At 53.5% G+C, this 23,169-nt stretch carries 13 protein-coding genes and 3 pseudogenes; 15 read left to right on the top strand and 1 reads right to left on the bottom strand.

Annotation, left to right across the window (positions count from 1 at the left end):
* The first annotated feature begins 417 nt into the window (after positions 1-417).
* From ACODS3_RS03275 to dsr1, 6 genes and pseudogenes are all read left to right on the top strand, one after another.
* Positions 418-567, top strand: coding sequence for a hypothetical protein (locus tag ACODS3_RS03275; protein WP_489033258.1), 150 nt, complete (start codon positions 418-420; stop codon positions 565-567).
* A 150-nt stretch (positions 568-717) separates the two neighbouring features.
* A pseudogene (locus tag ACODS3_RS03270) lies at positions 718-939 on the top strand (OST-HTH/LOTUS domain-containing protein); the annotation flags it as partial.
* An 86-nt stretch (positions 940-1,025) separates the two neighbouring features.
* On the top strand, positions 1,026-2,084 hold the full coding sequence (locus ACODS3_RS03265; protein ID WP_489033256.1) for a hypothetical protein: 1,059 nt from the start codon (positions 1,026-1,028) through the stop codon (positions 2,082-2,084).
* Between the two features lie 237 nt (positions 2,085-2,321).
* A pseudogene (locus tag ACODS3_RS03260) lies at positions 2,322-2,561 on the top strand (LysR substrate-binding domain-containing protein); the annotation flags it as partial.
* A 155-nt stretch (positions 2,562-2,716) separates the two neighbouring features.
* A pseudogene (locus tag ACODS3_RS03255) lies at positions 2,717-3,005 on the top strand (ProQ/FINO family protein); the annotation flags it as partial.
* Between the two features lie 81 nt (positions 3,006-3,086).
* On the top strand, positions 3,087-6,902 hold the full coding sequence (gene dsr1 / locus ACODS3_RS03250; RefSeq protein ID WP_489033254.1) for an anti-phage defense-associated sirtuin Dsr1: 3,816 nt from the start codon (positions 3,087-3,089) through the stop codon (positions 6,900-6,902).
* A gap of 471 nt (positions 6,903-7,373) precedes the next feature.
* Here the strand turns inward: dsr1 and ACODS3_RS03245 are convergent, their stop codons facing one another.
* A complete protein-coding gene (locus ACODS3_RS03245) occupies positions 7,374-7,733 on the bottom strand; it encodes a hypothetical protein (protein ID WP_489033252.1) in 360 nt (119 codons plus the stop codon).
* Positions 7,734-8,410: 677 nt separating this feature from the next.
* On the opposite strand from ACODS3_RS03245, the gene ACODS3_RS03240 reads away from it, so the two are divergent.
* The 9 genes from ACODS3_RS03240 (at position 8,411) to ACODS3_RS03200 (ending at position 23,110) form a co-directional block, all read left to right on the top strand.
* Positions 8,411-8,740: a hypothetical protein gene (locus ACODS3_RS03240; RefSeq protein WP_489033250.1), complete on the top strand. Its 330-nt coding sequence runs from the start codon at positions 8,411-8,413 to the stop codon at positions 8,738-8,740.
* 1 nt (position 8,741) lies between these two features.
* Positions 8,742-9,191 (top strand): hypothetical protein, encoded by a 450-nt coding sequence (locus ACODS3_RS03235; RefSeq protein WP_489033249.1) that lies wholly within the window; start codon positions 8,742-8,744, stop codon positions 9,189-9,191.
* A 195-nt stretch (positions 9,192-9,386) separates the two neighbouring features.
* Complete coding sequence (locus ACODS3_RS03230) at positions 9,387-11,699, top strand: AAA family ATPase (protein ID WP_489033247.1); 2,313 nt, start codon at positions 9,387-9,389, stop codon at positions 11,697-11,699.
* On the top strand, positions 11,696-13,570 hold the full coding sequence (locus tag ACODS3_RS03225) for a UvrD-helicase domain-containing protein (protein ID WP_489033245.1): 1,875 nt from the start codon (positions 11,696-11,698) through the stop codon (positions 13,568-13,570). Before ACODS3_RS03230 ends, ACODS3_RS03225 begins: the two co-directional genes overlap by 4 nt.
* Before the next feature lie 541 nt (positions 13,571-14,111).
* Positions 14,112-14,810, top strand: a complete 699-nt coding sequence (locus tag ACODS3_RS03220; protein ID WP_489033243.1) for a TetR/AcrR family transcriptional regulator — start codon at positions 14,112-14,114, stop codon at positions 14,808-14,810.
* A gap of 632 nt (positions 14,811-15,442) precedes the next feature.
* Positions 15,443-16,888 carry a tyrosine-type recombinase/integrase gene (locus ACODS3_RS03215; protein ID WP_489033242.1) on the top strand — a complete coding sequence of 482 codons (1,446 nt, stop codon included), beginning with the start codon at positions 15,443-15,445 and terminating at the stop codon, positions 16,886-16,888.
* Positions 16,885-20,280, top strand: a complete 3,396-nt coding sequence (locus ACODS3_RS03210; protein WP_489033240.1) for a hypothetical protein — start codon at positions 16,885-16,887, stop codon at positions 20,278-20,280. The genes ACODS3_RS03215 and ACODS3_RS03210 overlap by 4 nt, the downstream gene beginning before the upstream one ends.
* A gap of 12 nt (positions 20,281-20,292) precedes the next feature.
* On the top strand, positions 20,293-20,973 hold the full coding sequence (locus tag ACODS3_RS03205; RefSeq protein ID WP_489033238.1) for a hypothetical protein: 681 nt from the start codon (positions 20,293-20,295) through the stop codon (positions 20,971-20,973).
* Positions 20,974-21,313: 340 nt separating this feature from the next.
* Positions 21,314-23,110 carry a hypothetical protein gene (locus ACODS3_RS03200; RefSeq protein ID WP_489033236.1) on the top strand — a complete coding sequence of 599 codons (1,797 nt, stop codon included), beginning with the start codon at positions 21,314-21,316 and terminating at the stop codon, positions 23,108-23,110.
* Positions 23,111-23,169: the final 59 nt, after the last annotated feature.

Raw genomic sequence — 23,169 nt, 5'->3', positions numbered from 1 at the left:
TGCCGCTCACCTGCCAACGATCATGGACTCCCTCCAAAGGCTTCGGCTAAATCTAGTGCAGACAGGTTGAACAAGAGGGAGACGGTTGGCTGTTTCGGGGGCTTGGAACTACCCACTTGCGCTAAACATCGACGCCGGAAGGCCGACATGTCCGCGCCGACTCTGCCATCTGTGTCATCTGCGCCATTTGCGATATCTGTTTGATCGGTTCTCCGTTCACATTTCCCACAGCACAGGCCCGCATCTCCCCTTCGAGAGCCCGTCTTGAATCAGTGCTCCATCTCGGCAGTCGGCCCCATCACTGTAGCCAGGCTCCGGAAAAGACCTACGGTTTTTGGATTGCGCACCGCCCTGAAGTCCTTATGCTTGGCCTAGATCACTTTTTCAGTGATCGGGAATTCACTCCAGGATGAAAACATGCAGAAACCGGGTCTCCCTCGTCAGCTATTCTGGGTAGTTTTGCTAATCGCCTTCGCAGGCTCCTCTTTGGCGCTGGTCAGTCGCTTCCGGCTGGATTCGACCATCAACACGATCTTCAATGCACTGATCTCATCGAGCATTTTCTGACATCGCTGGCCGCGTCTGCGGTTGCCTTGCTCATACTCATGTTGGCCTTCAGGAACAAAAAGGTGCCTTTTCCCAAAGGCCTGATTCGTGCTCGGTGGATAACCGGAGTGCGCAGAAAGCTCATGCCCCTTTTTTCCGAGGTGTTCATTCAAGATCCTAGACGACATTGCGGACGAAGATGGCTGGGCACATCTAGGCGCGCTGGGCACAAACATCACGAAGTTACGGCCTGAGTTTGATCCTCGCACGCACGACTACAAGAAGCTGAGCGACCTGATTAAGGGTAACCCTCACGCTTTTGAACTTCAGGCACGAAGTGCCTCTGGTGGGAGTGCCGCAATGTATGCCCGCCACAAACAACCAAGTTGCTAACAAGAGTCTCATTGGTGTGATCGGTGGCCTTAAATAATTTTCCCTAATGTATGATTGACAGTAATCATGCAGCGACAGGACAGAACATGCACGGATTTGAATTACAGCACCGCATTGAGCATTTCTTTGATCAATCTGAAAAATTCCAACCATTTTTAGCTGTTTTGTCCGAACTGGCGAGGCACGCCGACGGCATGAACCCGTTTTTGGAAAGGATCGCTAAAGGGGCACAACATCAAAATGAGGGGGCAGCGTATCTTCACAGCCACCTAGCCTCAGTGCACCAAGCAACCTCGTCGATGAGTCAGCGGCAATTTTTCAAGGCGCTTGATCATTTCCAGACCGCGCTGTCCCAGCTATCACCAACACAGCTCACCCAAGCTGATCTGCTCGCTATAATCGTCCAAGATGTGGAAGACTTCTCTAACATCTACGATACCTTCATCACAAGCGGGTCAGCAGCTAATGCCCTACCTGTTGTTCTTGCTGCCCAGGCCCTGTATTCCAGAATTCAAGTCCTCATGCAGGCTGTCGAGCTATTCGATGAGCTGACTGGAAACCACGACATTGCCGGCAACTCAGAAGAACCTTTGGCGATATGGTTACCAGCTCATTTCGACCTTGGAAGCTTCGCGCGCCGTCTCCTAGCCATGCAGACTCTTTACTCCGAGCTATGCATGCTGCTTTCCATATCGGAGAGTGAACATCCTCTACGAATTTCAAAAATTGAGTCAGGGAGTCTCTGGGCAAAATTTTTCGGCGAGTCGAGGGTGATTGGGCTTATAACAACCTTCATCCAAGAGGCTGCGAAATGGATGTATCGGAATCAGACTTCGGAAGGGAAGATCTCAAGCGTTGCGATGAAGATAGAAGCTGTCGATGCCATGCTTGGGCTGAACGCCAGACTAAAAGCTGCCGGCCTGGATACTCTCGGAATGGACGAACACATTGAGAAATCCGCGTTCATCATTTCCAGAGACCTAGCGACTCTGCTCGACGGCCAATCAAGTATCACGGTCAATAGCGTGGAAATATCCGCGGTCACCGAACATCACCGACTGCTCCTTGAGCCTACACTGAGGCCACAGCTGGCGAACCCATCCTCCACTACCGCGCCTACTGACAATTCGATAGAAGAAAACTGATACCGCCTTGTGTTTTGGGTAGTAGATACCACTATTCTGCGATATCGCTTTAGTCACACTGATGGATTACGAGCTTTATGGAAAAGCCGCCCATACGGGCGGCTCTTAATCAGCTCAGGTAATTACTGAGCAAGCCAGGATTCAACCTCATCTTTCCAAGCCTTCAGCGTTTTGTGATTTCCACCTCGGCAGGGCAGCCTCTAATGGGTCAGTTTTCGGTCAGCGGCAACACCCTATGATCATCCTCTCGCGAAACGGGAAAGGCCGACCATTCACGATCTCGATCGGCAGCCTTTCATCATGTATTCACCGTCAGAGGGCCGATACTCATTCGAGCTGTTGTCGGGCGTGTTCAGGGCCGCCGGGGTTGAGCCAAGCTACGTTCAGTACCTGTATCAGACTCACACCATCCTCTCGTTGGTGAGTATTGGAATGGGAATCGCGCTGGTACCCAGCACAGCTCAGCATCTACCGTGAGAACGCATCATCTTCCAGGAGATCGAATTGGGAGGAACATGCGCGGAGCTGCATTTGGCTTGGCGCAAAGACGATGCAGATCCTGTCGAAGAATTTTCGCTCGTTCATTCTCGGCATATCCGGAGCCGTTGGGTAGGAAGTTGAGGGTACAGTCATTGCAGAAGCAGTTTCCACTGGCCTTCTCCTTCAATCCAGCACCGAAGGTTTCACTCAAAGACGGTATCGTTGGAGATGCCGATCAGCACTTGGAGTTGCTTGGGCTAACTCGCGAATGGCTCAAGCTACGCATCTCGACCTGGCGCCATGGAGTCCGGCACTGGAAAAACATGGTGGAAATGCACTGCGCGAGATCTGGCCGATCAAGCAGCCGGCATCGTGGCTGCTCCTCAGACACTTCATGCGAAGCGACAGCCTTCACGGCACCGAAGCCAAAGCCGACGTAACTGACGTCACTCAGCTTGTATAGAGAGAGACTTTACTTAACGATGCTGAGACAACACCGACTAACTCTCCGGGAGCAAAGGAATGCAGTTTGTAGCAGACGGGCCAGATGTCCCTGAAGAGCTTTTGCAGGCGCATGAGGAAGGACGAGTCGTCTTCTTTTGCGGAGCAGGAATCTCCTACCCAGCAGGCCTGCCAGGATTCGGCGGTTTGGTTGATGACATCTACAAAAAAGCAGGCACTTCCCTCAGTGCTATCGAGCGTCAAGCCTATGAGAAAGGGCAATATGACGCAGTGCTTGATCTACTAGAGCGGCGAATACCCGGCGAGCATAAGGCAGTGAGGACTGCCCTGTTTGAAGCTCTGAAACCCAACCTCAGACGCAAAGGGGCTACGAAAACCCACCAAGCTCTACTTAAGCTTGCCCGGACTCGCTCAGGCACCCTTCGGATGGTGACCACCAACTTTGATCGGATTTTTGAGACTGCAGCCAAACGTCTTAACGTGAGGTATCAAACCTTTACCGCTCCGATGCTCCCGATCCCCAAGAAAAGCCGATGGGACGGACTGGTATTTCTGCACGGTTTGCTACCCAAAACTGTGGATGATCATGAACTGCGCCGGCTGGTGGTGACCAGTGGGGATTTTGGCTTGGCTTACTTGACCGAGCGATGGGCTGCACGATTCGTTGGTGAACTGTTTCGTAACTACGTCGTTTGCTTCATCGGGTACAGCATCAACGATCCTGTCTTGCGCTACATGATGGATGCGCTGGCGGCAGACCGCAGATCGGGAGAGGTTACTCCGCAGGCTTGGGCCTTCGGCGACTGCGAGCCAGACCAAGAAGCTCTTAAAACGATTGAATGGGAAGCGAAAGGAGTTACTCCGATCCTCTATAAGGTTCTGCCTGGCAGCCATGATCACTCACGACTGCACACTACGCTCCATCAGTGGGGTGAAACCTACCGAGAAGGAACTACCGGCAAGGAGCAGATCGTCTCATTAATCGCCCGCGCTCGCCCATCTGCCAGCACAAAGGAAGATGATTTTGTAGGGCGAATGCTCTGGGCAATTTCGGACAAATCTGGAGTACCCGCGAAACGATTTGCGGAATTCAGTCCAACACCAGCCCTAGAATGGTTGACCGCTGCATTCTCAGAGCCTCGATTCAAGCACAGCGACCTTGATCGGTTCGGCGTGACCGCCAGATTGGACGCTGATACCAAACTGCTGTTCAATTTGGTTGCCCGCCCTACCCCCTACTCGCTCTCCCCGCACATGCGACTTGTCTCCGCAGGCTTGGAAAGTACGAAGTGGGACAAAGTGATGTTCCAGCTTTCACGGTGGTTGCTCAGACACCTGAACGATCCTGAACTGATCTTGTGGGTCGTCAGTCAAGGCGGGCATCTGCACAACGAGCTAAGGTCGATGATCGACTCCCAACTGAATGAGCTCGCCACCCACCAACGCAACGGATCAAGCACAGAGCTCAAGGAGATCCAGACTCACTCCCCCAACGCCTTGCCATCTCCGGAGATGGAAATTCTCTGGCGGTTATTGCTGAGCGGGCGAGTGAAGTCGCCTTGGCGGGATCTCGATTTGTATCACTGGGCAGAGCGCTTGAAGCTGGGGGGCATGACGTTGTTGCTGAAGCTCGAACTTCGCGAGCTCCTTACGCCGAAGGTAGTGCTCAGAAAACCGTTCCGTTGGGGCGAGGATGAAAGTGATACGGATAAGCCTAAAACCATTAGAAGCTTTGTGGATTGGGAGCTCACGCTGACGGCAGACAATGTCCGCTCGACACTCAAGGAGATTTTCGACCGAGATCTGGAAGAATTCCTGCCTGGCCTGATTAATGACTTCGAACATCTGCTGACGGAAGCTTTAAACATTCGAAGCGTTTTGGGCGATGCAACAGAGCGCTCTGATCGCTCGAATTGGGACTTACCCTCGATTCTGGATCATGATCAAAACAAACGGTCTCGTGACTGGGTTGCGCTGATCGAACTGCTGCGTGATGCTTGGCTCGCTATTCGAGAGCGTGATCCTGCAAGAGCGACTCGGATTGCCGTGCGATGGTTCGAGGTTCCCTACCCAACTTTCAAGCGTCTGGCGTTCTTTGCAGCCAGCCAGAATGACTGCATTGCTCCCAAGCTTTGGGTGTCATGGCTCACTGGCGACGAGGGCCGGTGGCTATGGGCAGTGGACGTGAGGCGAGAGACGCTACGCCTTCTGGTTTCACAAGGTCGCCAGCCCAGCGATGTCATCGCCAATGAGCTTCAGCGAGCAATCTTGAAAGGCCCGCCACGCGAGATGTTCAGAGAGGATGTCGAGCCCGAACGCGTGCAACAGCTTTCTGATCGTATGGTATGGCTTACGCTGGCAAAGCTTCAGAGCTCCGGATTGCAGCTCAATGCAACCTCGACCAAACGCCTTACCAAGTTATCCAGGTCACACCCTGTATGGAGGCTTGCAGATAACCAGAGCGACGAGTTCTCGCGCTGGATGAGCGGAACGGGCGATGCTGACTTTGAGAACAGTATCGTCCAGATAACTGCCCCCACCAAGCGGGCACAATTGGTAGATTGGCTGAAGAAGCCGCTCAAAAATCCATACGGGCTCAGCCGGGACAATTGGGGCGAGACCTGTCGCCGGCATCCCTTGAACTGCCTCTATGCGCTCAATGACCTCGTTCGACAAAACACCCTACCGGTTGAACGCTGGCGTGAATTATTTCGAGTGTGGAACAACAACGCGTCGAACATTCGATTCTGGACGCATGCAGCTCCAGTAATCGAGGCCCTACCCGATCATGCTCTGACCGGACTTGTGTACAGCGTATCAAGCTGGCTAGAAGCCGTTTCTGATCACGCTCTCACGAACGAGGACGCGCTGTTCACGCTATGCCGCCGAATAATGGCTCTGCCACAAAATCCTGACGAGGTCGTGCAGGAGGACGGCTCCATGGCCCGCCCTGTCACAGATGCCATAAACCATCCTATTGGCATGGTGACCCAAGCACTTGTGAATCGATGGTTCAAACATCCTTTGCACGACAACGGGAAACTGTCATCGCCGTTTGCTGAATTTTTCACTAGCCTCGCCGACACCAGCTTCAGCCATTACCGCTATGCCCGAGTGATCCTCGGATCGAATCTGATCGCGCTCTTTCGTGTGGACAGAGAATGGACGACACGCCAGCTCCTTCCACTTATGAATTGGGATCAGTACCCGGTGGAGGCTAAAGGCGCATGGGAGGGCTTTCTATGGTCTCCTCGGCTCTATGCTCCACTGCTGGAAGCATTCAAAACCGAGTTCCTACAAACGACGCAGCATTACCATGAGCTCGGTGAGCATAGCCAGCAATTCGCCAGCCTCTTTACTTTTGCAGCCATTGACCCTATCGAAGGCTACTCAGTCGAGGACCTAAGAAGGGCGTTGCATGTATTGCCGTCTGAGGGGCTGGATGAGGCAGCCAAAGCACTCTCACAAGCCCTTGAGGGTGCCGCAGGTCAACGCGAGGAATTCTGGGAGAATCGGATTCTGCCATTCTGGCAAAATATCTGGCCCAAGGATCGAGACCGGAAAACCGTGAGAATTGCCGAATCACTGGCTCGATTGACGCTGGCTGCCGGCGAGAAATTCCCATCGGCTCTGGAAACCCTTGAGGCCTGGCTCTGTCCTCTGGAACATCCATATTTCATCGTATCAACTCTCGAAGAGTCGACGTTCTGCGAGCGTTTCCCTGCTGCTGCGCTGAAGCTGCTTAGCTTGATAATGGAAAATGACCGCAGGGTCTTCAAAGAGCTCCGAGAGTGCTTGAAACACATCGGTGATAGCGAACCAGCCCTACTGAATGATCCTCGGTACCAGCGCCTGCAAGATCAGTCCAGACTGTAAGGCTGATTACCCGACAGAGGGCATCCACGCTGGAGCCCTCATTTTCGACTCGTCCCAATGAGCATCAGTTTTTCACCCTCTGCAACTACACAGAGGCTTAGCAGAACCTATGATTGAGATACCCAACACACCGCCTCCATGGACGTCACCCTCTTAGGTATCTCGCCATGAAAGACCTGTTCACATCCTACTTGAGCGACGTCTTGCAGAATTAGATCGAACTCAGCTCGCAGGTCGAGTTTCTTATCGATCAGGCCAAGGCGAACGGTACTCACCAGGCAGAGATCGCCATGCTTCAAGACATGCTGGTGGAGTTCAATACTGGCTTAAGTATGTTGGGCAAAAATCTCTCAGCTTTGCATGACGCGCTTGCACATAGCCGCACATTTCCAGACGGCGTGTCGCCACCCCAGCCGTCCAAAGACGCCATCACTCATCACTACAAAGCCAGATCCCATAGCATAGGCACCACTACCAGAACCGCCACCAGGGTCGGCTTTTCCTCACATCGGCAGTGCCATCTACTGGCTTATAGAGTGCAGTCGCAATTTTATGGGTCTGCTCGGCCAGCTCATCCAGCCACTCTTGCGGGCCGATCCAGTGGTCGTGGACCGACTCCAGGAACTCCCGAGTCAGCGGTAAACCTGAGGCATCCCCCAGCAAGGTGCCGAATGCCTCACATTTGGGGCACCATGCCGTTGAGCCCGTCCAGCGAGTTACCTCATGCGCAGGAAAAGCTGCGTAACAGCCAAAGCATGCACACTCGCTACTGAGCAGAATTTCTGCCTGATTATTATTGGCATGATCGTGGGCGCTGTAGGTGTCAGTCATCTAGCACTCCGTCGCATCGGACAAAGGTTGGGCATGCAGCCACTACGAAACCGGAGATAGCCTCAACGGCCCAAAACGCGACCTGGCATTTTCAGTGGCGCATTTGATTGGCATGGCCAAGGCTGAGCTGGAGCGCTCGTTGGCCTGGGTGGAGGTGCGTCAGGGGCCTTTTCGCGAATGAGCGGAGCGCCGCCCGATTTGCTCCCACACAGTACGCGCAGGAGCGAATTCATTCGCGAAGCCCTCTGAAGGCCAGAAACGAAAAAGCCCTGAATAATCAGGGCTTTGACGTCTCGAATATGGCGGAAGCATAGAGATTCGAACCCTTATCCTAGGTTCCCCCCTTGTCTTCATTTCTGGAGGTCATTCTGCCCACTCGCAAAGTCATCAAACTCTAGCAAATACTGGGACTTTAGCAACCCCGATTTTCGCCCATAAGCGTGCACCTGACTGCATGCTTTTCAAACATTGCTACCTTGCCAAATCACCTCGATTCGAGGGCTCACTAGCTCTACACATCCCCGCCATCAACAACCTGGCCGCTCTCCAAACGCTCATTTTGAATTGTAAACCGCGATCTGAAGCGCCCGAGTTGGAGTAGCGTCCAGATCTCAGTTGAGGACTAAACTGGCGAGCTTTCAAGCCGATTCCTAGATCAACAAACGCAACACCGAACATTGATCGATCCGATCCATCCGAACCCCAAATGGAGACCATTCATTCTGAAGCGTGAGAAAGATTCTTCGGACGAACTGAAAGAGGCTCCAAACAACTACCCATTAGATCCTGAGTTTTACCTGACTCAAGATGTCGCGATGCAATACAAGGCCCTGCCCAGCCCCCTCAATCAGATCCAACCAATCTGCAGCCGTTCCTTTGAGTACATGTTCGAGGACGGTAAGGTCGCAGCCAAGCCGTTCAGGATGATCAAGAAGAACCTCAACCGTGTTCGACCTGAACAGGACTTTTGTGCCACGATCGTGTCCAGACTACAGGGATGGACATGACATGGCTTTCAGTGATGACGGTGGCGGGTTCGCTTTTTCATGCGCAGACGCGAAGATGTCCATTGGTGCGTCCACCTGGGCGACGCGGCTCAGTCAGATGGGCACAGCAACTGGTGAAATTCTTATTCTTACCCGCGCCCTGCTTGACATTGACTACATCACCAGAATTCTGGATAAACGTCCGAAAGACATCTGGATTGTGGCGCACACAGACTCCACTGCCGAGGCCAAAGCCCTGAAGGCCGCGAGACCTTGGATTCGGATCGCTGTACATCCTGACATCGGGGCAAAAGCCGTCTTTGTAGCGCCTGAAACAGTCTGGATCTCTAGCAGCAACTTTGGAAAGGCCGGCAAGCTTGAATCAGCGGTCGGATTTCATTCTGCCGATTTATACGTACGGACGCGCTCACAGCTTTTCGAGAAAGCGTGGGCAGAAGGTCACGAGCTTTAGGTCAAAGCCCTGGCGGTTGATTATGTCGGGCCGGACAAATCAAGCGCACTTGCGATGATGGCGGTCGTGCCCCTACCACACTCAAGCCGTCGCCCGGTCGCCCAGCCATCTTGGTACCTAGCAATTGCTGAGCTAAGGTTTAACGACCCGGACAGGCGGAGTCCCGCGCCCCTCCATTTTTTCAAGGATGAATCTATGCGTATCCAGCACTTGGAAATCGCGAATTTTCGCAAGCTGAAGTCAGTCAGAATCGATCTGGCCGCCGAGACAACACTCTTGGTGGGAGCCAACAATAGCGGCAAGTCCTCAGCGATGTTGGCGCTGCGCAAGTTCCTGGTGAAGCCCAGCACATTCAGACTGCAGGATTTGACTCTCTGCCATATAGCCACGCTTGACGCTATTGGACGCGAGTGGGAGCAGGCAGGAGAAGGCGTTGCGATTCCAGAGGCTAATACCTGGGCTGACTGGCTGCCGACACTAGATGTGTGGATACAGGCCGCTCAGGGGGAGCTCCATCACATTCGCGATCTGATTCCGAATTTCTCATGGTCTGAAGGGATGGTGGGAATGCGGTTTCGACTGGAGCCTGACGATCTACCGACGCTCTATACCGATTATCGCAAGGAGCGTGCACGTGTGGCCACGCTGCTTGAAGAGATCCACAATCAAGCTGAACAAGGGCAAGAGCGCCCTGCCCTAAAGCTATGGCCACAGAGCCTTCACGACTATTTAAACCGGCGTCTGGTCAAGTCGTTCAAGGTGCGCTGGTACCGGCTTAACCCGCAGATGCTTGCTGCTCCGTCTACCGAAAGCAGGACAGCGACTCTCCAAGCGCTGGCCGACACTGCGGTGCCACTTGAGCGCAATCCGCTCCTCAGTCTGATCAGGATTCATGAGATCAACGCTCAGCGCGGCTTCGGAGACAGCGCCGATGAAGGGCAAGATGAGGGCAAAACGGGAAGTGGTCGGAAGTTATCTGAGCAGCTGCGAAACTACTATCGCCGCCACCTTGATCCCGGTGACAGCCCAGACGTATCAGATCTTGAAGCACTGAGGGCTATTGAAGCTGCCCAGAGCGCTTTTGATAGCAGGCTGACAACGAGCTTTGCGTCGGCGCTTAGAGAGGTCGCAGGCCTCGGTTATCCTAACAACAGCGACCCCAGCATCAAAGTGGCAACACACCTAGGCCCAACTGATGGCTTAGATCATGAGGCCGCAGTGCTGTTTGAACTGGACTCGGTCGCGGGTGCGCCTGGGGAACCTCGTTTGACGCTTCCAGAAACATCGAACGGGTTGGGTTACCAGAATCTGATCTCCATGATCTTCCGGCTCATGGCATTCCGTGACAGCTGGTTGAGGAAGTCCCGAGTCCCCGAAGAACGTACGACTGCCAACGTCGAGCCCATTCACCTGGTGCTGGTGGAAGAGCCCGAGGCGCACCTACACGTTCAAGTTCAGCAAGCGTTTATAAAGCATGCGTATCACGTGCTGTGTAACGACCCGTTGCTTGAGGAGTTTCCAAACCTGAAAACCCAGTTGGTCGTTAGCTCCCACTCAAGCCACGTCGCTCACGAAATCGAATATGAGCACCTGCGCTACTTCCGGCGGCTGCCGTCCGGCATGGCGGGCATTCCAATTCCTGTTTCGACCGTTTCAAACCTGAGCACCGTATTTGGCCAAGCAGGCAAAACTAAAGAATTCGTCACACGGTACCTGCGAGCGCACCACGCTGACCTCTTCTTTGCTGATGCTGTGATCCTGGTGGAAGGCGCTGCAGAGCGAATGATCCTGCCCCATTTCCTGAGGCAGCATTTCAAGTTCCTCGACCAATGCTACATCACCATCCTGGATATTGGTGGAAGCCATGCACACCGACTAAGGCCATTGGTGGATGCGTTGGGTATCGCCACGCTGGTCATCACCGATCTCGACGCGGGGAAAAACAAAGCGGCTCAACCAGTGGCTAGGGGCGCAGAACAGATTACTAACAACCCGACAGTCCGCCATTGGATGAGAGTGAAAGGACTCGGCCATGATGTGGATACGCTGCTCGACCTAGAGGATGCGCATAAAGTCGAAGAGATCGACTCCCTATACTCAATCAGAATCGCCTACCAAACCCCTATCTCCGTTCAGTTGCCGAAAACGGGCGCGCAAGACGAAGCGTTGCCAAATACGTTCGAAGACAGCTTGGCATTAACCAATATCCAGTGCTTCACGGCAAATCCCCGACGTGGATTGATGCGTGCTTTCAGCCAGGCTATCCAGGAGGCTGAAACAGGACAAGCTTTGGGCGCGGCGCTTTTCGATACGCTGCGTACGGGCGACAAAGCCGAATTCGCACTTGAGGTGCTCGGTGATCCGGCGTTCGGTCAGCTCGTAATACCCGCATACATCCATGAAGGTCTGACGTGGCTGCAGTCCAAGCTGGAGCTCAAACGCAAGGATCTACTGGTCGTTCCTGCCGCGATCGTTGAGGTAACAGAGATCGTTGAGGTGGCAGAATGAGCCCCGCGACGACTGAGTACGCCGAAGGTGCCCGTGATGCCGATGAGGTGATCCGAGAGTGCTTGGACTTGGATCATCCGAAAAGCTTTTTTCTTTACGCCGGCGCAGGCTCAGGGAAAACACATTCCTTGGTTACAGCTGTCAGAGAGCTAAAATCCCGAGAGCACAAACGGTTGACGTTCGAAGGGCGTCAGGTGGCAATCATCACCTACACCAACGCGGCATGCGAGGAGATTGCACGTCGTCTGGAGCATGACCCCTTGGTGGTCGTTTCAACCATCCATGCGTTTTCATGGCGAATGATCCAAGGGTTCAATGACGACATCCGTGAATGGCTTCGCGTAAAGCTTGGCGAAAGCATTAAAGAACTGAATGGAAAGCTCCTCAATGCACGAGATCCGAACAACAAAACGGCTCGCGCCAATAGAGCATCCCTTGATAGCAAGACGAGGCGGCTCGCTGCCTTGGATGAAGTCGTCAGCTTCACTTACAGCCCCACCGGAGAGAACCGAGGGCGCCAAGCGCTGAATCACGCGGAGGTTATCCAGATGGCGGCTGCATTTATTCAGCACCCGCCTCTGCTGGACGTTATGGCCGATCAGTACCCGGTGCTTCTGATCGATGAAAGCCAGGATACCAATGGGGCGCTAATGGACGCTTTCCTGACCGCCCAATCGCTTATCCCTGAAAGGTTTTGCCTAGGCCTTCTCGGCGACACCATGCAACGAATTTACAATGATGGGAAAGAACATTTGGAGCGGGTGATTCCCGATGACTGGGCTATTCCCGAGAAGCCCATAAACCGACGATGCCCGACAAGGGTCGTTGAACTGATCAATGTCATTCGCAGTGCCGCCGATGATCACCAACAGACTCCAAAACCTGACGCGATACGAGGTGCCGTCCGCCTGTTCTGCACTCATCAAGCTGCGGGCACAGGTTTTGAGTTGGAAAGTCGGATTGCCGAGCGTATGGCGCAAATCACAGGCGATCAGCAGTGGGCGGCTGGAACCTCAGAGCGCAAAACTCTAATCCTTGAGCACAAAATGGCCGGTAGACGCCTAGGCTTCGAGGGGGTCTTCACGCCTCTTTATGCGGTAGAGCATCTGCGCACCGGTTTGCTGGATGGGACGCTACCAGTACTCAAAATGTTCTTCGAGGGTGTCATGCCTATCCTGGCCGCCGCCAACGAGAGCGAATTTGCTCTGATGGAAGCTGTACGGTTGATGTCGCCTCTGCTGGACAGTGATCGGATGAAAGCGGCCCCTGATCAGTTGGCATTGCTTCAGCAGGCAGGTATGGGCTGTCAAACGCTGTGCGGACTATTCGCCGACAACAATCCATCCTTGGCCGATGTCGTGTGGGCACTAGTAGAAACAGGTCTGCTCGAAATACCGGAACGGCTACTGATGGCCGTTGCACAAGGTGTGACCGACGAGGAGCCGCCGGATACCATCGACCGCGAGGCGCTTGAAGTGCACGCGTACCGTGTGCTCCTGGGACGGCCTTACTCTGAAATGGCCGCATTCGCCGGATACGCAGAAGGCCTGTCTCCCTTCGATACACACCAAGGGGTGAAAGGCTTGGAGTTTCCAAGGGTCATGGTGATTCTCAATGATGAAGAGGCCGGAGGATTCCTGTTCAGCTACGACAAGCTGTTAGGCGTTAAGGCGCCCTCAGACAACGACATCAAGAACCAGCAAGCAGGCAAGGACGATGCCCTTTCTCGGACGCGACGATTGCTGTACGTCACTTGCAGCAGGGCTGAGGAAAGCCTCGCCATTGTCGTGTACACCTCTCAGCCTAAAACCGCCATTCAGCGCGCTATTGAGGCCGGCTGGCTTACCCCTGAGGAAGTCGAGATTCTGTGATCACGATGATCAATCTAGTCCGTGGCTATCTGATCGCCGCATTCCCGGCACAAGCGTTGATGTCTGCGAATCTGCCCTCAGAATTATGGCTCAGCAATAATTACCGCTGAGCCATAATTTAAAATAACTGAACCCGTAAGCTCTCGGGGACGGCTGTCGTAAACCAGGCCAGTCGGCTAACACTAACGCCCAGGCCGGACTTCCATCCTCACGCCTTCGGCCGTAAAGGCCTGCGCGCTCCGCTTGTGTTCGCGAGCATCTTCCCGGTTGACCTGCATGGACTCTGCGATGTTCCTGATGGGCCCGAGACGTGTTGGGCCGGACGGGATGCACTCTGAAACTTGCAGCTTCCAGTACGCCATATTTCCGCGCCCTTGATGACCGGAGCAAAACACAGACCGAAGAACCAGAGGGAGCAAAACAACAATATCGATCCTGACCCGATTTGCCCGCCCTCGTAGGCATACGTATCATCCAGCCCCCAAGCGCATCAGCATACCGCAGTGCCTCGTTCTACCTGCCTAAGAAGGCTGACTACCAAATGTACTCCAGCCCTTTGGCCGAAATAATCATCACGACCACCGCGAAGTTGATCGCAGAGGGAGGGATGGCGGCTGCAACCATCCGCAATATTGCAAAGCATGCCAAAGTCTTACCACCCCAGATCTACAAGCATGTCGGGAGTATCGAGCAGCTCTTGGACGATGTAGCGCTTCATCTCTGGCAAGCTCGGCCTCGAACTCGCACGGAATCCGATCTCCCGATCGACGGTTTGCTTCATGCGATCCAAGATCTGATCGTATTTGGGATAGACAACCCGGATATCTTTCTCCATATCAGCAAGCCGCGTCCGGGTAAGCTCACGACTCAATGGCGTCGACAGGTCGATGAATTAGGAACCGCTGTTGACCTGGTTGCTAAAGCTGGGTTGCTAAAGGTTGGAAAAACACAAGCCGTTGACTTCATTCTTCCATTTAGCGTGGGGATGATATTCACCTGGTTACATGACACGAGTCGCCCTCATGACCCGAGCTGGCTAGCGTGGGAGTCGATTAAGCCTCTGCTTAAGAAAAGCGCAATAAAAACGATGGAGGCACCCGAGGATTTAAAGCCTGATGAAAGCAGGAGAGTCCCTAGCCTCGCATCAGAGCTGAATGCCAATCTTGGTGAGGTCAAGGTACTCACCACGAGGGAGCGCTGGATGCTCGGGGAATGGTTAGAAAGAATTGCGTCTGGTTAATCTGCGGCGCGGTGGTTGTTCAATCGGGCACAGCACCCAGATGCCAATACATCCTCAACCTGCAGTAATCCCTCAATCGAGCGCCCAAGCCAACTGCACACTTGGATGACTGGTTCTAGCGATGCGTCAAACACTGCCCTCAAATATCGCAGATTCCTTTCACGCAACACGCCTAACGTGGCCCCGTGCTAGGGCGCCACATCACCGAAATCAGCGGCGCGGTGAAAAAGCCATCCGGTCTCGGGTAATCCGACTCTCCTCGCCTGCTTTTTTGGCATTCACACCGCTAAAAGCTGCGTTTTTTGAAAAAAATATAAATTTTTTCGATCACATTGACATTAACAGTCGCACGCACTCCATGAGATTTCACAAATGGATTCGCATGCCATCTGCGTTCACCAGCGGTCACTGGTGCGTTCCCCCCAATTCGCATCCCCCTCGGAACACAAGGCCTAGGCAGCGGCAACCCTTCGACAGCCACGCATAACGCCGTTATACAATTTTATATAACACTGAAATCACCATTCCAAGAATCAACCATTTTAGTTAATTAAGTATGCAGTAGTGTGCAGTTGCGTACTTATAATCTCCCGTGCAACCATTTGTTCATCCCAGCAGTATTGGAACCTAAGATGAACGCCGTCGCATTACGTCGCGAGCTGTATTCGTTCGCCCCGCCAATTCTCATCCCCATCACCAGGAATGAGAAAAACATTTACACGCTTGTTTCAACGGACAAGCTCATGGACGACTTTTTCGAAAGCTGGTGTTATGGCCTGAGCAAGAGAAGGAAGTTTAAAACGGTTAAATCCTATGCCAGCTATAACCGTGTCTTCTTGGAATTACTACAGTGTGTCGCCCAGCTCAGTGGTGGTCTGACGCCATTACTCCTGAGCCAGACTATCGAGAACTACGAGAGCTATCTGGTATTCGGTTCAGCCAGCGATATCCCCCTGATTGCACAAGCAGCTTCTCTGTTAGGCGATCGCAACTTATCGGGGAGTTCCGTAAGTGTTGCTCTGGCTGCACTTAACAGCTTTGTTGACGCAAGTGAGCGTTTTCGCCTGGGCATGTTGGAACTGGAAGCTCAGGGATACATCTCCTCGGTCACACTATCAGGCTTCTCTCTGGCACAGGCCGTCAAGGTGGATACCACCGCAAGTGTCAGGAGCGCAATCAAGAAAAATAGCTGGTTAGCTGGATGTCTGGCTGGTGGTGCCAAACGGATTAAACGTGCGGGCCTGTCACCCGTCTCGAAGCCATCAGAAATCGCTCACACCGACATCTACGGCGGAGATGAATTCGCTTTCCCTATTGACCGGTGTAAGGAGCTGATCGAGTCGGCCCCGAGCTTCAGGGACAAGATGCTTTGGAGTCTGCTTGCGGCGTCGGGAGCCCGCGTGTCTGAAGCGCTGACCATGCTCAATGAAGACATCATTATTGACATTGATCCAGTGTTGAACCGCGTGAGCATTGTTGATCCCAACACCAGGCGCAACGTGCTCATCAAGTACATGACAGCGACAGAAATTGACGGCTTACCCCATAAGGGAAGAGCCCACTCGGAAACGTTCTTGATTGAACCTTTCGCCTCGATGTTCTGGGTAGCCTTGGATCAATATAAGGCAGAAATGCGAAAGCAGCGTCTCATGGCACCTGTGAGACATGACTTTCTGGTGCGAAGCCTGAAAGACGGCGAGCCGATGCATAACGGTTATCAAGGATTGTATGAGCGCTTCAGTAAGGCCGCCCAGAAGCTTACTGGTCGCTCGTACGGGTTCCATTCCTTACGGCACATGTATGGATATTACCTGGTCAATCACTGCCCGAACCCAAACCCTCACAGTAACCGTAAATATGGACTGGAACTCGATAGGGTTAAACAGTTCATGGGGCATTCACGGGTAAAAACGACTAAACGCTATGCGCGCCAAGATGCTCATCTTCTATACGCATCAATGGCCGCTGCAAACTTCGCACGGTTGAGCGGAGGGCCCAAAACAGTCCTTCAAGCGCGAATTGCTTATCACCAGCAAGAAATCAAACAACTACAGCAACTCGCCTTGGAGGCAGCATGATCAATCGTTCGCACGAAAAACCCATCTGGCTGATCAAAAGCAAAGAAATTGGCCCAGCTTTCGACTTGGCAATGATCGATGTGCGCCATCGTTACTGGAAGCTTTACAACAACCCGGACGGTGGACGAACGCTAAAGGCGTTGTTGGCTCTGAACGACTTGGGCCCACGCCCTTTCTTTGCAATCCGCCGTGCCCAGGTCGAGCAGTTGCTCATCTGCTGCTTTTCAGGAACCCGAGAGCGCGAAGAGATCATCAAAACGGCCATTCCGGATATGCCAGCCTCGGTGGTCGCCTCTTTGATTGCGCCGCTGACCTCCATGCTGAAAATGACTTTTCTGCGTCTCTGGATCGAGAAAAAAGTTGTCCTCCCTCTAGGTTGGAACAACCCTATCAACAGCGACGGATTGCTGGATGAGTTGATCCAGGAGCATAAAGAGAGATGCCCGATGCTGTTTAAGATCAGAGCGCTCAATCCCAAGTCGTCACTCGTTTTCGACGGCACCATGAGCGATAAAAATCGCGAGCTGAGGTCGACCGGGTGGCTGCGGCTGCTGGTTGCATCCAACCTGCAGAACCCTGCAAGCTTCACTGCAGAGCTCGCTCGTGATCTGAAGGAGCGTAGCTTCGGGTACAAGTCCGAGCTCGCACGATTCTACACAGATGACTTCTCTGTATTCTTCGCTGATGCATCGGACAACCCTTGGATGCGCGAGCAAGTCGATCGCATTCTCGCCGAGAGTCGCGATAAGTCCCGCGAAGCACGCAAGCAGGGACAGGAGACGGGCAAGCAGAATCAGGTCAGCCGATACCACGCCCAGCTTGTCGAGAAAACTCGTTCATACTTGGAAGGTTCGGAGCATGGCATCCCAACATTTGCAGCTCTATTCTCCGATGCTAACGCTCTAAACCGCGCCTTTCGGATGGACGGCGTGGACACACTGCCGCCGGGCCTGGAGCTGCTTCCCGAGAAGGTCGTCAAGTTTTGCAGGCTGATCAACGCGACCTATCGGGCATTTCTCAAGTCCAAACGGCTTGAAAGCAAGAAGAACCACAGGTCATCCCTGTACCACATGATCGCCTACTGCGGCCCCTACCTCTATCAGTTCTTTATGGATCGTGATGGGAACCTGGATGCATACCCAACTACGTTCAACGACTTTACCTGCGCTATCTACGTCACAGCCGATGCCGATCTGTTAAAGGAGGTCGGAAATTATGAGAAGGAGCTTCCAGAAACGCTTCTGACGATGATCAACACCATCGTGGGCATCAACCAGAACACACCGGACACCCACTACGCCAAGATTTATCCCATCGAAAAATTCTTCGAATACATCATCGGACAATCCGCTGTCATCCCGAATGCTGACAAAGTCAGAAATAGTTTCTCAGCCGACTGCTACCCGCCGCAGTCCAAAAAGTGGGGAACGGTAAAAAAGCCGATTCCTCGAATGTATTTCTCGACGTTCATCAGCATGATGTACTCGCTTGAGTACCTGACTATGCACCTCAATGCCATGGCGGACGGCACCGAGCCAGGTGTTGTCGCTGGAAAGCTCAAGTGGCCAAATCTTAGCGAACTTGTCCACAGCTCGGAATGGGCGGGACTTTGGGGAACAGGCCAAATGAGCTGCGCGAGCGTTGACCTCAAGGCTTTGAATTATACCCCTATCTTTTATTTTCAAGGCAAACCTCGCCCTTTCACCTATATCCCTCGGTTCTATCGCATCTCCGACAGGCACATCAACGGTGAAGTACAGCCACGCGTCGTCATGAATGATGTTCGCTCCACGCTTTTGATGTGCGAGACGGGCATCCGTCAGCAACACTTGCTGTGGCTTGATCTTGACCGTTACGCGAACTACGTGGAGCGTCAGATGAAGAGGCCTCTAGCGCCGCTGTTGGTGAGTACCGACAAAGCTCATGGCGAATGGACATCCATCGTTTCAGACCGCGTCATTCAAATTCTGGACAGGCAAAACGCATGGTACCGTCGGTGCACCTGCCCCAGCTTCCAAGAGCAGATTTGGTACAACGAGAACGAAGGCTCCAAATTTGGTCGGCTTCGTCCTTTGTTCAGACTTGCGACTACCCCGAAGAACTGGATGAACTATGACCCCTTCCGACTCCTTCTGCTCTGTCTGCAGTACTTCATCAAAGCCGAACAGGGCGACGTAAGCTGCCCTGACATCGTGTGGTGCAAACCCTTTGCAGACTCGACGGAGGAGCGCCAATACATCACGAACCACACTGTAGAAAGCTTGTCGTGGATCACAGCCAGTACGCTGACTTCTGACTACACGCCACATGGTCTGCGTGCCGGATTCGTCTCAGAGGCAATCAAGTTCCTGCCTCCCTCGATCGTAGGTCAGTGGCTCACTGGTCAGTCTGAAGCGCTAGTGTCCTATTACTCCATCTTCGATGAGAACGACCTCGGGATGACGCATCAACAGATGCTTTGCATGTCACTCATGAGCAATCAAGACAAACTCACCGCAGGTGACTTCCCTGACCTGGCAGCAACAATCGCAAGGCTCAACCAAACGCTTCAGCAGGACATTGCCGCTGACCCGGCAGGCGCTATTGCCAAGCACAGACTGATGAGCCTATCGAGCGTCAAACGCGAGTCTGACACTGGCCTTGACCGGATCATCGCCAAAGAAGTGAGCGAATTCGCGTTCAACACCACTCACATTTGTCCCTTCAGCAACATCTGCCCAAAAGAGGTGCTTGACCTGTTCGGCGAGCCCAATTGCTGCTCTGCGTGTCATTTTGCAATCAGGGGCGTCATGCACCTTCCAGCGATCTCCGCCAAGAAGGACAAGTACCGTGAGTTGATGGCGAGCACGCTGACTCTTATCCAGCAGTATCTGACACGCAAGCCCTCGGCGCGCATCAGTACGGAACTCGATCAGCTTGAGGCCGAGAACGACCGATTCGCCCGCGAAGCTTGTCTTCTGGAAGCTATCGAGAACCAGCTCATTTACATGCATGAGCACGGCCTCGACGAGGAGCTGATTGTCAAAGACCGCGAAGGTGTTCAACAACACTACGAGCATATGTCCCTGCCGGAGGAGGCACGAGTGCTCAAGCGATTGATTGACGTCCAAAACTTCCCGGACACATCCTCCGAAGACCTGAGCATGAGACTGGCTCAGCTGCGCCACATCCTGCTAATGAAGGAAGGCGACATTGCCAAAATTCTCGGGGTGGATCCTGACAGCGCGAAACCAATCGCAACCAGATTGGCGGCTCAGATCAGTAGCATGGTCAAGTCAGGGGCTATCAGCGAATTCGACGTATTCGCTGCCAGCTCCGGCGATGTCAACACCATCAAACGACTGGTCTCAGGCGCTGACTCTATGCTTCAACTCACGCACATGGTGGCGTAACAGGGCTTACGAATGAAGAAGAATAATCGTGAGGGCAAACCCTCAAAGAAGCCCTCCAGGTTCGATGAGTATGTAGCTGCCCGGTCTGCTCAGATTGAGAAGATGCTCCAACAGGCTTTGCGGTACGTCGATGCTCAAAAGTACGGCAACGTTACTGACTATTGCAAAGCCTTGGCAGCTGTCATCTCGGATGTGCGCGAGGCCAAGGCCGGGGATCCCACTACGCCTTTTTACAACAAAAGAGTGCGCAAATTCAGCTACATCACGCTGCTGCGTAATGATGACTATAGGCGCATGGTCGACGCGACATTTGATCAGAGCCGTGAGGCGCTTGAGCAACCCGAAATGGTTTCAGAAGAGGCATTGCTGAAGATCTCAAGTCTCAACGCTCAGCTCAACTTGTTGAAAGACAGGCTAAGCAGCATCAAAACGGGGGATCAATCGAATGCGTTGGTGGATGCAAACGCCCAAGAGACCATCAGAAAGCTAAGTCTGTATCTAAACACTACGCTCGCGGTCTACAGCACAATGCGCGAACAGTTCAAAGGAGTGACGAAGATATTTGACGTTCCGGCGAAAGATATTCCTGGGCTCTGGAGCGCCTATGGTTTGATCGCGGATAAAGAAGCGTTACATGAAATCGAAGATGGGCGGAAATTCCTGAGTCAGCTGCCCAGAACCGACGACGCTTAAGTGTCGGCATATACCAGCCAGGAGGAAATTGCGCCTGGCTGCTCGACCAGCCCCTTGATCCGCCCTCCTGGATACGCCTGTCATTCAACTTCTGACCACCCTCTCCGGGAGAGGGTGAGCGCGAAGCAGACAGGGTTTCAGAACTCAGCACTTACCGGTTGCCATGTCTAACGCACTTTTACCAAGGTGCGAAATCAGAGCTTTCGCGCGACGGACATCGCTCCTCCTGTAGTTGTTGGCCTATTCTGCTTGGCAACCTTCCCTCAAGATTTGACTGATCCTGCGACGAGCCGACACGCCACGCGGGTCTCTTCCCGGAACCACTGCCAAGGAGTGCACCATGCCAGTCAATTACCCACCAGAGTGGTTCAAGATGGCGGACGTCCGGCGGCGTCGGCTATCAGCTTCCATCTGGATTCCCCTGCGTCAATCCGAGGTGTTGCATCAGCAAGGCATCGATAGAGAGCCTGGCACATTTGAAGAAACGCTTTGCGTCGGTTCACTGGCGGTCTACACGGATCAGCGGGAGTTAGGTGACACTCTGGGTTGGAGCTCTATTGGGTTAATACATACTCCTGGGCCCTATGCGTTCGGCGATGGCCGATACAAACCAGCAGATCAATACCTCCACGATGAAGAAGAGCCACCAGTGGGCGTGGAGCTCGTTCTTCTCAATCATCTGAACAGCGACCACGACACCCAGTGGCTGGTAAACCAGGATTTGATTCTGGCGCTGCGACTGATGCAGCAAGGTGATGTATGGGTCAGCCCCAACGAGGGTTACATGGAGGTTATCCGGCAGCGCAGAAATAAAGAGGGTCGAGTGATCGCCATCGAAATCCGTGCCGAACATTTACGCGATTATTTATGTGCACGTGGCCTGGCCCTCAGGTTGGCGCAATACCGGGAGCGCAAGCAGTACGTGGCAGATGCATCTCACATCCCATGGCACAGGGCTCCTGTCGAAGAGAAGCAGGCCAATGAGCTCTTCAAGCTGCACACCTTCAGCATCAGAGCCGATGGAGGCCTGTTGGGCCGCATGTCGGTGATGAGGGTATGGCGAACAGATGTTGACCCTGAGGAAGACGTCCCAGCATTCGCTGCAGAGAACAATAGCAACACCGACTACGAGCATTATGAAGTCGAACACTCAGGGCTCACTTATGAGCAGGTTGACGGTAGGCTCTGGCGTGAAGAGTGGGTGGAGCCCGCGTTGCGGAGCGAACGAGTTCGTGGAGACCGGCCTGAGGAGGAGCTGTACTACACGACTGGAGCCGCCGGCGAAAGGCTGCCGGCGAGCGTGCTCGACAATGAGGAGATCGGGCTGTACCTATGGTTCAAGGCCGAGGTAATTGAAGCTCTCCTGGCGTTCAAGGGATCAGCGTTGGAGTGGTACACATCGGACACTGGCTCTATCAAATGCTCGCCTGACTACAGCATTCATTTTGGCGTAAACGAGCAGAGCCATATCAACGCGCATGCCTACGACATCGTCAAGCTACCGCTTTGGCAACAAAAGATCTGGCATGGGTTCAACATCTCCCCAGACGGCCGCCCTTCGCGCGAGCTGGTAGCATCGCAATTCGAAAGTAGTCCCGCAGATACCACTGCTCCGGAAGAAATGCTCAAGTTGGTGATCGGCGATCTCAACGCTTTCTTCTCCCAGCACTTCGACGGCCCGCTGTTTAAACCCCATGACCACGCGGCTGAAATTCTACGCAACTGTCACCGCTTCCGAGCGTTGGACAAAAATGGCGTGCTGGCACTGGCCAAAGACATTTCCAGACTGACTGTGGACTCTGTCGACATCGACCTCTTGAAGAAGCTTGTGAAGGTAGATCCCAAGGAAAAACTGGGAAGCCTGAAACTTCTGGAGCGCCTGCTGTTGAAGTACAGCGACAAGGACGTGGCGCGCCAGATACTGACGCCGCTTCATATTGCTTACGGCCTTCGCCTGGGCGACGCTCACCTGCCTTCCAAGAAAGATCTGGAGGACGCGCTACGCGATCTGCATACCGCCGAAGACGCTAATCCAGTCACGATTGGAGCAACCTTGCTGGCCAGGGTTAGTATCAGTCTTTGCGATATAGGGGACACTCTCCATGCTGGGCTTAAGGTCGAAAACAGAACGTCCTAGCCCAAATGCAGCTCATGCCTCAGTGAAGACCTGGTAATAGCATGCAAGCTCATCTGGCA

It is taken from the genome of Pseudomonas sp. FG43 (assembly GCF_057809175.1).
This window is presented reverse-complemented; position numbering and strand designations above follow the sequence as displayed.

Excerpts from the sequence above, each read along its gene's own strand:
- ACODS3_RS03205 (WP_489033238.1), top strand. The coding sequence starts at position 20,293 with ATGAAGAAGAATAATCGTGAGGGCAAACCCTCAAAGAAGCCCTCCAGG.
- ACODS3_RS03230 (WP_489033247.1), top strand. The coding sequence starts at position 9,387 with ATGCGTATCCAGCACTTGGAAATCGCGAATTTTCGCAAGCTGAAGTCA.
- ACODS3_RS03220 (WP_489033243.1), top strand. The coding sequence starts at position 14,112 with ATGTACTCCAGCCCTTTGGCCGAAATAATCATCACGACCACCGCGAAG.
- ACODS3_RS03245 (WP_489033252.1), bottom strand. The coding sequence starts at position 7,733 with ATGACTGACACCTACAGCGCCCACGATCATGCCAATAATAATCAGGCA.
- ACODS3_RS03215 (WP_489033242.1), top strand. The coding sequence starts at position 15,443 with ATGAACGCCGTCGCATTACGTCGCGAGCTGTATTCGTTCGCCCCGCCA.
- ACODS3_RS03225 (WP_489033245.1), top strand. The coding sequence starts at position 11,696 with ATGAGCCCCGCGACGACTGAGTACGCCGAAGGTGCCCGTGATGCCGAT.
- ACODS3_RS03235 (WP_489033249.1), top strand. The coding sequence starts at position 8,742 with ATGGCTTTCAGTGATGACGGTGGCGGGTTCGCTTTTTCATGCGCAGAC.
- dsr1 (WP_489033254.1), top strand. The coding sequence starts at position 3,087 with ATGCAGTTTGTAGCAGACGGGCCAGATGTCCCTGAAGAGCTTTTGCAG.
- ACODS3_RS03275 (WP_489033258.1), top strand. The coding sequence starts at position 418 with ATGCAGAAACCGGGTCTCCCTCGTCAGCTATTCTGGGTAGTTTTGCTA.
- ACODS3_RS03265 (WP_489033256.1), top strand. The coding sequence starts at position 1,026 with ATGCACGGATTTGAATTACAGCACCGCATTGAGCATTTCTTTGATCAA.
- ACODS3_RS03210 (WP_489033240.1), top strand. The coding sequence starts at position 16,885 with ATGATCAATCGTTCGCACGAAAAACCCATCTGGCTGATCAAAAGCAAA.
- ACODS3_RS03200 (WP_489033236.1), top strand. The coding sequence starts at position 21,314 with ATGCCAGTCAATTACCCACCAGAGTGGTTCAAGATGGCGGACGTCCGG.